This is a genomic window from Mesorhizobium sp. M1A.F.Ca.ET.072.01.1.1, from assembly GCF_004023325.1.
Classification (GTDB): Bacteria; Pseudomonadota; Alphaproteobacteria; order Rhizobiales; family Rhizobiaceae; genus Mesorhizobium.
Genome location: NZ_RZSF01000036.1, coordinates 25,862 through 34,367, shown reverse-complemented (window position 1 = coordinate 34,367; position 8,506 = coordinate 25,862). Strand labels below are relative to the sequence as shown.

Below are 8,506 nucleotides of genomic sequence, written 5' to 3'. Positions count from 1 at the left end.
CTAGCCATTCTGGCGACGTCCTTCAGGGTCGAAAAAATGATGGGAGACCACTTTCGCTTCCAGTCTTTGATTGCCCACGAAATCGATGACCTGGATCGTCTCGCCGAAACGCTGCGGTCCCCGCGACAGAAGCGCCAACGAGATATTTTTTTTGAGACTTGGAGAATATGTCACAGCAGACACCCAGCCTTCACCATGGCCCTTGGTGGGAGCATTTAGCCCATAAAGAAGGGAGCCTGCCCGCGCGCCAATATCGCCGGCGATTTCTAGTCCTACTAGCGAAGGGCGCATTGCGTCTAAAAGGACAGGACGCTTTCGCAGGACGGAGCCAACAAAGGGCTTCTTGCCCGAAGCGAAGCCCTCCAGACCTAAATCCTTCAGGGTCGTGCGCCCATCGATTTCCGAACCGGCGATGTGGCCTTTCTCGATGCGCAGGGCGCCCATCGCCTCGACACCATACGGCTTGAGTTGATATGAAGCATCGACCGCAATAAGAGTCTCCCAGATCGTACGGCCACGCTTGGCTGGAGCATAAAGCTCATAGGCCAGCTCACCTGAGTAGCTCATGCGATGAAGGCGGCAAGCCACTCCGGCGATCTTGACATGAGTGAAGTGATTGTTGGGTAGTGTGTCATTGCCCAGATCTGTCCCTGTCAAATCGCTCAGAACGCTGCGGGATTTCGGGCCAGCAATCGCGATAGCCGCCCACTGGTCTGTGACCGACGTGACATGCACCCTAAGATCGCGCCAGGTGGTCTGAAGGAGATACTCAGCGTTGGCCAGCACCTTAGCCGCATTCGCTGTGGTGGTCGTCATGAAGTATTCGCATTCGCCAAGGCGCGCGGTTGCGCCATCATCAAACACGAAGCCATCCTCGCGCAGCATTACGCCGTAGCGTAGCCTTCCAATGGGAAGCGTCTTGAAGCCGTTCACGTAAACGCGATTGAGGAATTCCGCTGCGTCAGGTCCCTGCACTATGATTTTACCGAGCGTGGACACATCCACAATGCCGACATGCCTGCGTACGTGCGCGGCTTCACGAACATAAGCGTCATTGATATCTTCGCCCTTGGTCGGATAGTACCATGGCCGCAGCCACGCACCCGCGTCGATCATCTCGGCACCATTTTCCTCATGCCAGCCATGGATGGTTGAAAGTCTGGTTGGGCGGAAATTCAAACCGTGATCATGGCCAACGATGGCGCCAATGGTGACCGGAGTATACGGTGGGCGGAAGGTCGTGGTGCCAACGGAGGACATGGTAAGGCCTCGCAATTCGGCCATGCGGGCAAGTGCGTTGAGGTTCGAAGTCTTGCCCTGATCGGCCGCCATGCCTGAGGTTGTATAGCGCTTCAGATGTTCAACCGAGACATACCCCTCCAAGTGGGCCTGATCGATATCAGCCAGCTTCACGTCATGCTGGAAGTCCACGAACGCCTTACCGGGAATGCTACCATCTGCCTTGGTGATGATAGCCACCGGCAGAAGGTTGCGACCCCAGAAATCAGATCGGCCAAATAGTCCGGGTTCCTCTCCGGTACCTCCGCCGGCCCTATCGCCTTGGGCGAGAGCTTCGCGAAGCGATGGGGAACCGATGAGCGAGCCAACGCATGTGAACGCTCCTTTTTCCGGCGTCGGTACAAATGCGTCCAGATCCTTGTCGTATTGTGGATTTCCGAAGCGCTGGGTCCACAAATGCAGAGTTGGAGTCCAACCACCGGAAACGGTGACAATATCGCAATCGACGCGTACGCCTCTGCCGATCGCTTTACCATCGCGCCTGACGGGAACAACCTGTGCTGCTTTTACGCGTTTCCCACCCTCCGCTTTCAGGACTGCATGACCGGGCCAAACGACTATGCCCGCGCGCTTCGCCTCCTGGCCAAGTTGTGCGGGGATTTCGTTGCGCATATCGCAAATTGTAACTATGGCACCGGAATTCGCGAGTTCGATGGCAGCGGTGTAGGCGCTGTCATTGTTTGTCGCTACGACGATCCTTTCCCCAGCTAGGACAGCATACCGGTTCAGGTAACTCCGAACAGCGGAGGTCAGCATTACGCCGGGTACATCGTTGCCGGCGAAAACCATGGGTCGTTCGATCGCGCCGGTCGCCAAGACGGCCCGCTTGGTTCGCACAACCCAATAACGCTGCCGTGGTCTTCCCTGCTCAGGCGCGAGCAAGTGATCCTGTACTCGCTCTACAAGGCCGAACACGTCACAGTCATATGCACCGAATGCCGTGGTACGCGTCAGCACACGAACGTTAGGAAGATCTTTGAATTCGAACTCAGCCTTCGCGAGCCACGCATCGGGCGGCGAATCAGCCGGCTCGCTGAGAAGTGATCCGCCAATGGCGCAGTCCTGCTCAACCAGAATGACACTGTCGCCCTTGCGACCTGCCGCGAGCGCAGCGGCGATTCCTGCGGGACCAGCACCAACGACTAGGACATCGCAGAAAGCGTTTATTTTTTCATAGTGATCGGGATCGGCGAGCACCTTGGCCCGGCCCATTCCAGCGGCCTTGCGGATAAAACCTTCGCAGAACATCCAAAACTTGGTCCCGCTGAAGGGGCCAATGAAGGTCTTGTAGTAGAAGCCTGCGCCGAAGAATCGCGACATGAGCCCATTCACTGCGCCGAGATCAAACCGAAGACTCGGCCAAGCGTTTTGGGACGTCGAAGTCAGACCTTCGAAGACTTCCACCATCGTTGCCTGCGTATTGGGCTCATGACGATCGCGGTCCCGAAGGTGAACAAGCACATTTGTCTCTTCAACACCCGCTGCAACCAGGCCGCGGGGCCGGTGATATTTGAAACTGCGACCTAAAATCTTCTGGCCACTTGCGAGCAAAGCTGAGGCTAGGGTGTCGCCCGCATATGCCGGCAACGGCCGACCGTCGAATTGGACGCGGACCTTACGAGACCGATCGATACGTCCACCACTTGGAAGCCGTCGCGCTGTCATGCGGCCACCTCGCGAGCCAAGATAGAACCAAGGATTTCGTGGCTCAGTGTATCGCGTTCAACCCGAATCCATTGTCTGCACCCCACGACGTGATGCCAGTATTCCTTATGCGGACCGCGAGGGTTATCGCGTATGAACACGTAGTCATGCCAAATCTTGACATCCGTTTCGTCCATATCTGGTCGTCGAACAGTAGCATCTTCGCCGTAGGCAAACTCAGTTTCGTCCCGAAGCCCGCAGACCGGGCACTCAATCCTCAGCATGGGCGAACCTCAATGCGCCTTTGGGTGGGGGCCGGCGCCCGTTTCATCGATCTGGTAACCGCGCTCGAAGCGCTTCAGCGTGAATTCTGCGCTGTCCGGATGCGGTTCTCCTCTTGCAATAGTCCAAGCGAAGCAAAATCCCGATGCAGGTGTCGCCTTGAAACCGCCGTAGCACCAGCCGCCATTCAGCCAAAGTCCGTCGACGGGCATTTTGCCGATGATGGGAGAGCCATCCATTGTCATATCCATGGCACCCGCCCAATGCCGCAAAAGCCTTAGCCGCGAGAGAGATGGCATCAATGCTTTCGCGCTTTGAAGCGTATGCTCGAGGATTGGCAGTCCACCGCGCTGAGCATAGGAGTTGAACCCATCAAGATCGCCGCCTAGCACAAGCCCGCCCTTATCAGACTGGCTGATGTAAAAGTGCTCCGCCCCGAATATTATCACGTGATCAACGAAAGGCTTCAGCGGTTCGGTGACAAATGCCTGAAGGACGTGTGTCTCTATCGGCAGGCGAAGTCCTGCTTTGGCTGCCAGATGGCTAGTGTGCCCAGCAACCGCGAGCGCTACCTTGCTTGCACGGATCGGGCCACGGCTTGTCTCGACTCCAACTATCTGTCCATCGTTCCATAGGTAGCCGGTCACTTCACACTGCTGGATGAGATCGATCCCCTGTCTGTCAGCCGCGCGTGCGTAGCCCCAAGCAACTGCGTCATGGCGTGCGGTACCGGCGCGGCCCTGGTATGCTGCGCCGTATATGGGAAAGCGCGCGTTCTCGGAGTAATCGAGGTACGGAAGTCGCTTCATGACCTCTGGGCGATCGAAAAGTTCGGCGTCGATGCCGTTAGCACGCATGATGTTGGTGCGTCGACGTGCCGTATCCCCCTGCCCCGGCGAATGGAACAGATAATAATAACCGCGCCGCGACATCATTACGTTGTAGTTTAGCTCTTGGCTTAGATTTTCCCAAAGCTGCATCGATCGCTCATAGAACATGGTGTTGCCGGGCATCATGTAATTTGAACGAACAATAGTCGTGTTGCGACCCGTGTTGCCGCCCCCGAGCCAACCCTTCTCGAGGACGGCGACGTTTCGAATTCCATGCTCTTTGGCGAGGTAGTAGGCGGTGGCAAGGCCATGACCGCCACCACCCACGATGACAACCTCGTAAGCTGGCTTCGGCGCCGGATCGCGCCAAGCACGCGCCCAGTGTTTGTTGCCAGATAGGCCATTGCGGAGAATGGAAAAGGCGGAATAGTGACTCATGCAATTCCCCGCACAGTCGGACGCGATACCCTGCCGGGAGCAAATCCTGTCTACCCCCACCCCCTGGGGAGCTCTACCGACATCTTCAGAATGAATTACGTCTGTAGTGAAAGATCGGCTTTCCGCAAGGGTTGACCTTCGAGACTCTACTTCGGCGCCATGGCTGGCGTAAAGCACCGATTTGCTCACGAACTGCTAGTATTGGGTTGCAGATTGCGATATCAAAGTGGGCAGATTGTCAGAGGTGGAGCATTGGACGATTTCGATAGGCGACTAATAGCGCTTCTGCGCCAGGATGGGCGAATGCCAGTTGCAGTCCTTGCTGCGAAACTGCAGGTTTCGAGAGGCACGATCCAGAAGCGTCTAGACCGGTTGATATCTTCCGGTGCAGTGCGCGGATTCACGGTGCGCACTCGACAAGAACTGGACGAGACGGTTTTGCGCGCAGTGATGGGGGTAAGGACCACTAGCAAGAAACCCGCGGCGCTCATCAAGGCGCTCAACGGAATTCCTGAAGTTGTGTCTCTTTATACGACGAATGGGGTCTGGGATTACATCGCAGAGCTCCGCGCCGAAAGCCTTTCCGATCTCGACCGTGCACTTCGAGAAGTACGAAGCATTGACGGAGTTGCCTCGACAGAGACCAGTATCTTGCTTGGGGCAGTATAACGTCATTCGTATCCTTCCGCAGTTATCCGCCACGGTCTGCCTGGACGTCTAGGCTTGTCGCCGGGCAGTAACACCGGTCGAACCGCCGGCGCGGCACGATTCGATTCCATAGGCATACGTTTATCCGTACACTTTGTTGGTGCTTGCCCGCGATACAAGGGTCTCTATAGGCGCGGGCTGCGCCCACATCCGCCGCCACGAACAACGTCACGTTTCTGAAACGCCCCTTTCGCCGCGAAGGTATCAAAGTGCCAAAGTCGCCTTAGCAATAAGTGCAAAAAATATGCCATGTCGACAGCAGACGTTAGCTTTACGCTGCGCACTGGGTAGAGATACATCGTATTAGATACGTCAGGAGAGCAAACGTGACCGAACGAAGTTCTGTGCCGCATCCCGCTGGTGGTATTGCACTCGACAGCTCTCCTTTGGCGCCCTCGGATATCGACCGGATCATCAAGGCAGTTGAATGCCGTTTCAATGAACAGGTCGAGTTTTTGACGCAGTTGGTCCGTACCCCCTCCCTGCGAGGCATGGAAGCAGGCGTTCAAGGGATAGTATCCGACGCGCTCCAGAAACGTGGCTATGACGTGCAAAGGTTCGCGATCGATTCGGATCGTATCGGCAAAGATCCGGCTTTCTCACCGACGAGCTTTGCCCTCGAAGATTCGACCGTTGTTGTAGGATTGAAGCGGACGCCGCGCCAAGGCGGTAGGTCTCTAGCGCTCAACGCACATGTTGATGTTGTGCCGGTCGGCACAAGCAGCCGTTGGAAATATGAGCCGTTCTCGGCCACTCGCGACGGGGACTGGCTTTATGGCCGCGGCGCCGGCGATATGAAGGCTGGCCTGACGGCAAACCTGTTCGCGCTCGATGCGCTATCGGCCGCGGGCTATAAACTGAAAGGTCCAGTTCAGTTCCAGTCAGTGATTGAAGAAGAGACCACGGGCAATGGAGCGGCAATGGTTCTAGCCGAGGGTTTCCACGCCGATGCAGTTCTGATTTCGGAGCCTACGAACGAGAAGCTTGTCAGCGCGAATACCGGAGTCTTGAAATTTGCTATCACAGTCCGGGGGGTTCCCGCGCACCCTTTCGAGGTTGCGGCGGGTAGGAGCGCGATCGATATCGCTATTCGCACTATCGAGCGTCTCCGCCAGCTCGAGCAAGAGTGGATTGCGGAGAGACCGATATCTCAGCCCGATTTCGCTGGCGTTGACAACCCAATAGCTTTGACGATCGGCACCATATCGGGAGGCGAGTGGCTTGCCTCCGTGCCAAGCGAGTGTCGTTTTGAAGGCCGGATCGGCTTCTACCCCGGCGAGGTGGCAGAGGCGCGAGCCTCCAGGTTTGAGAGGTTCCTCAGACAGGCATTTTCGAACGACCCGCAGTTGAAAGGATGTCCCGAGCCAGAGATCGAGTGGGTCGGCGTGAAGCAGAGCGGATATGTTCTTACGCCAGGAGGCGAAGCGGAAGCGCTTCTGGCTCGAGCGCATTCCCTGGCTGAAAGTTCCCAACGGGAACTTCAGCGCTTTGTGATGCCTTGCTACCTCGACGCTGCAGTGTTCACCTTACACGGCAACATGACCAGCCTTGTCTACGGACCCGTCGCCGAGCACATTCATGCCGTTGATGAGCGCGTGAGCCTATCGTCGCTGTTGCGTGTGACCAAGGCTATAGCTTTATTTGCCGCTTCCTGGTGTGGAATAGAGGTCGCGGTCGAGCAGGCATAGCTTTCTACCGACGGCATACGTCGAAGCGAAAGGTCCCTGATGTTCTGCGCTTTCCCATCCAAGCAGGGTTCGGTCACCTTCCAGATTTCTGGCCGCAGATGCGGCAGCGAAAGGCAGGTCTTATGACGATCAACATCAAGGACATCAGCGAAAAGGACAGAAACTCTGTCCTGCATCCTTTTACGCAGCTTAAGGATTTTGCCTCGGGCAAGCTTGGCGACCCGACCATCGTGGAAACAGGCCAAGGCATCCGGATTCAGGACGCTCATGGCAATCAGTTGATCGACGGGTTCGCCGGACTCTACTGCGTAAACGTGGGCTATGGCCGAACCGAAGTCGCTGAGGCGATTTCGCGCCAGGCCTTCCGTCTGGCCTACTACCACTCCTATGCGGCGCATACGACGGACGAGCTGGCGATCCTGTCTGATCGTCTCGTCAAAATGGCGCCTGGCAGGATGAGCAAGGTCTTCTACGGCATGTCTGGATCCGACGCCAACGAGACGCAAGCCAAGCTTGTCTGGTACTACAACAACCTGCGCAGCAAGCCCAACAAGAAGAAGATCATCTCGCGCGAGCGCGGCTATCACGGCTGCAGCGTCATCTCCGGCTCGATGACCGGAATGAGCTTCTACCACGATACATGGGACTTGCCGCTGCCGCATATCGTTCACACGGGCGTTCCACATCACTATTGGGGCGCTAACCCTGGGGAGACCGAGCGCGAATTCTCGGCCCGGCGTGCGGAAGAGCTTGATCAGCTAATCGAACAGCTGGGTCCGGACAATGTCGGCGGCTTCATTGGCGAGCCGGTACTAGGCACTGGCGGCATCACGCCTCCGCCGGAAGGCTATTGGGGAGCAATCCAGGCCGTGCTGAAGAAGCATGATGTTCTGTTCATTGCTGATGAGGTCATTACTGGCTTCGGCCGCACCGGCTCCATGTTCGGCTCGCAGCATTACGGCATCGAGCCCGACCTGATCACGATTGCGAAGGGTCTGACGTCGGCTTACTTCCCGCTCTCGGCGGCCATAGTTGGCGAGCAAGTCTACAAGGTATTGGAAGACGGAGCTGACAAGGTCGGTGCGTTCTCACACGGTTACACCTACTCCGGTCACCCGATTGGGGCTGCCGCGGCCAACGCTGTGCTCGATATCGTTGAGAAGGAAGACCTGCCTGGCAATGCTCGCGACGTGGGGGCCTATTTTCAAGCGCAGCTCAAGGAGAAGTTCGCGCAGCTGCCGATCGTTGGCGAAGTCCGCGGCGTCGGTCTCATGGGTGCCATCGAGTTCGTCGCCGACCGCGACAACCGCAAGCGTTTTGATCCGACGCTCAAGGTGGGCGCCCGCATTTCAAAGGCGGCGCGTGAGCGCGGCCTCATTGCCCGCGCTATGCCGCATGGCGACATCCTCGGCTTCGCGCCGCCGCTCGTGACCACCAAGGCTGAAGTCGACGAGATTGTCGAGATTGCCGATAAGGCGGTGCGTAGCGTGATCGACGACCTTGTTATCGAGGGCCAGAAGATCTGACTGAGCACGGGCGCTCGTACCGATCATACCAACTGCCCAGGCATGATCAAATTCGTTGCAGGGAATTGGTGGGGCAGCGACTTGAACCTCG

6 protein-coding genes are annotated in these 8,506 nt (G+C 57.2%); 3 read left to right on the top strand and 3 right to left on the bottom strand.

The window, feature by feature from the left end:
• Genes EOA32_RS08210 through EOA32_RS08200 form a run of 3 tightly spaced genes read right to left on the bottom strand, consistent with a single transcriptional unit; the run spans window position 1 to window position 4,493 of the window.
• Window positions 1–2,964, bottom strand: a complete 2,964-nt coding sequence (locus EOA32_RS08210; RefSeq protein WP_128371440.1) for a sarcosine oxidase subunit alpha family protein — start codon at window positions 2,962–2,964, stop codon at window positions 1–3.
• Window positions 2,961–3,227, bottom strand: coding sequence for a sarcosine oxidase subunit delta (locus EOA32_RS08205; RefSeq protein ID WP_128371439.1), 267 nt, complete (start codon window positions 3,225–3,227; stop codon window positions 2,961–2,963). Before EOA32_RS08205 ends, EOA32_RS08210 begins: the two co-directional genes overlap by 4 nt.
• Window positions 3,228–3,236: 9 nt before the next feature.
• Window positions 3,237–4,493: a sarcosine oxidase subunit beta family protein gene (locus EOA32_RS08200; protein WP_128371438.1), complete on the bottom strand. Its 1,257-nt coding sequence runs from the start codon at window positions 4,491–4,493 to the stop codon at window positions 3,237–3,239.
• 234 nt (window positions 4,494–4,727) lie between these two features.
• Here EOA32_RS08200 and EOA32_RS08195 point away from each other — a divergent pair, with 234 nt between their 5' ends.
• From EOA32_RS08195 to EOA32_RS08185, 3 genes are all read left to right on the top strand, one after another.
• On the top strand, window positions 4,728–5,162 hold the full coding sequence (locus EOA32_RS08195; RefSeq protein WP_281013432.1) for an Lrp/AsnC family transcriptional regulator: 435 nt from the start codon (window positions 4,728–4,730) through the stop codon (window positions 5,160–5,162).
• A 365-nt stretch (window positions 5,163–5,527) separates the two neighbouring features.
• On the top strand, window positions 5,528–6,889 hold the full coding sequence (locus EOA32_RS08190; protein WP_128371436.1) for an ArgE/DapE family deacylase: 1,362 nt from the start codon (window positions 5,528–5,530) through the stop codon (window positions 6,887–6,889).
• A 122-nt stretch (window positions 6,890–7,011) separates the two neighbouring features.
• Window positions 7,012–8,415, top strand: a complete 1,404-nt coding sequence (locus tag EOA32_RS08185; protein ID WP_128371435.1) for an aspartate aminotransferase family protein — start codon at window positions 7,012–7,014, stop codon at window positions 8,413–8,415.
• The last annotated feature ends 91 nt before the right edge of the window (window positions 8,416–8,506 follow it).

Coding starts and splice junctions, on each gene's coding strand:
- EOA32_RS08210 (WP_128371440.1), bottom strand. CDS start 2,964: ATGACAGCGCGACGGCTTCCAAGTGGTGGACGTATCGATCGGTCTCGT.
- EOA32_RS08205 (WP_128371439.1), bottom strand. CDS start 3,227: ATGCTGAGGATTGAGTGCCCGGTCTGCGGGCTTCGGGACGAAACTGAG.
- EOA32_RS08200 (WP_128371438.1), bottom strand. CDS start 4,493: ATGAGTCACTATTCCGCCTTTTCCATTCTCCGCAATGGCCTATCTGGC.
- EOA32_RS08185 (WP_128371435.1), top strand. CDS start 7,012: ATGACGATCAACATCAAGGACATCAGCGAAAAGGACAGAAACTCTGTC.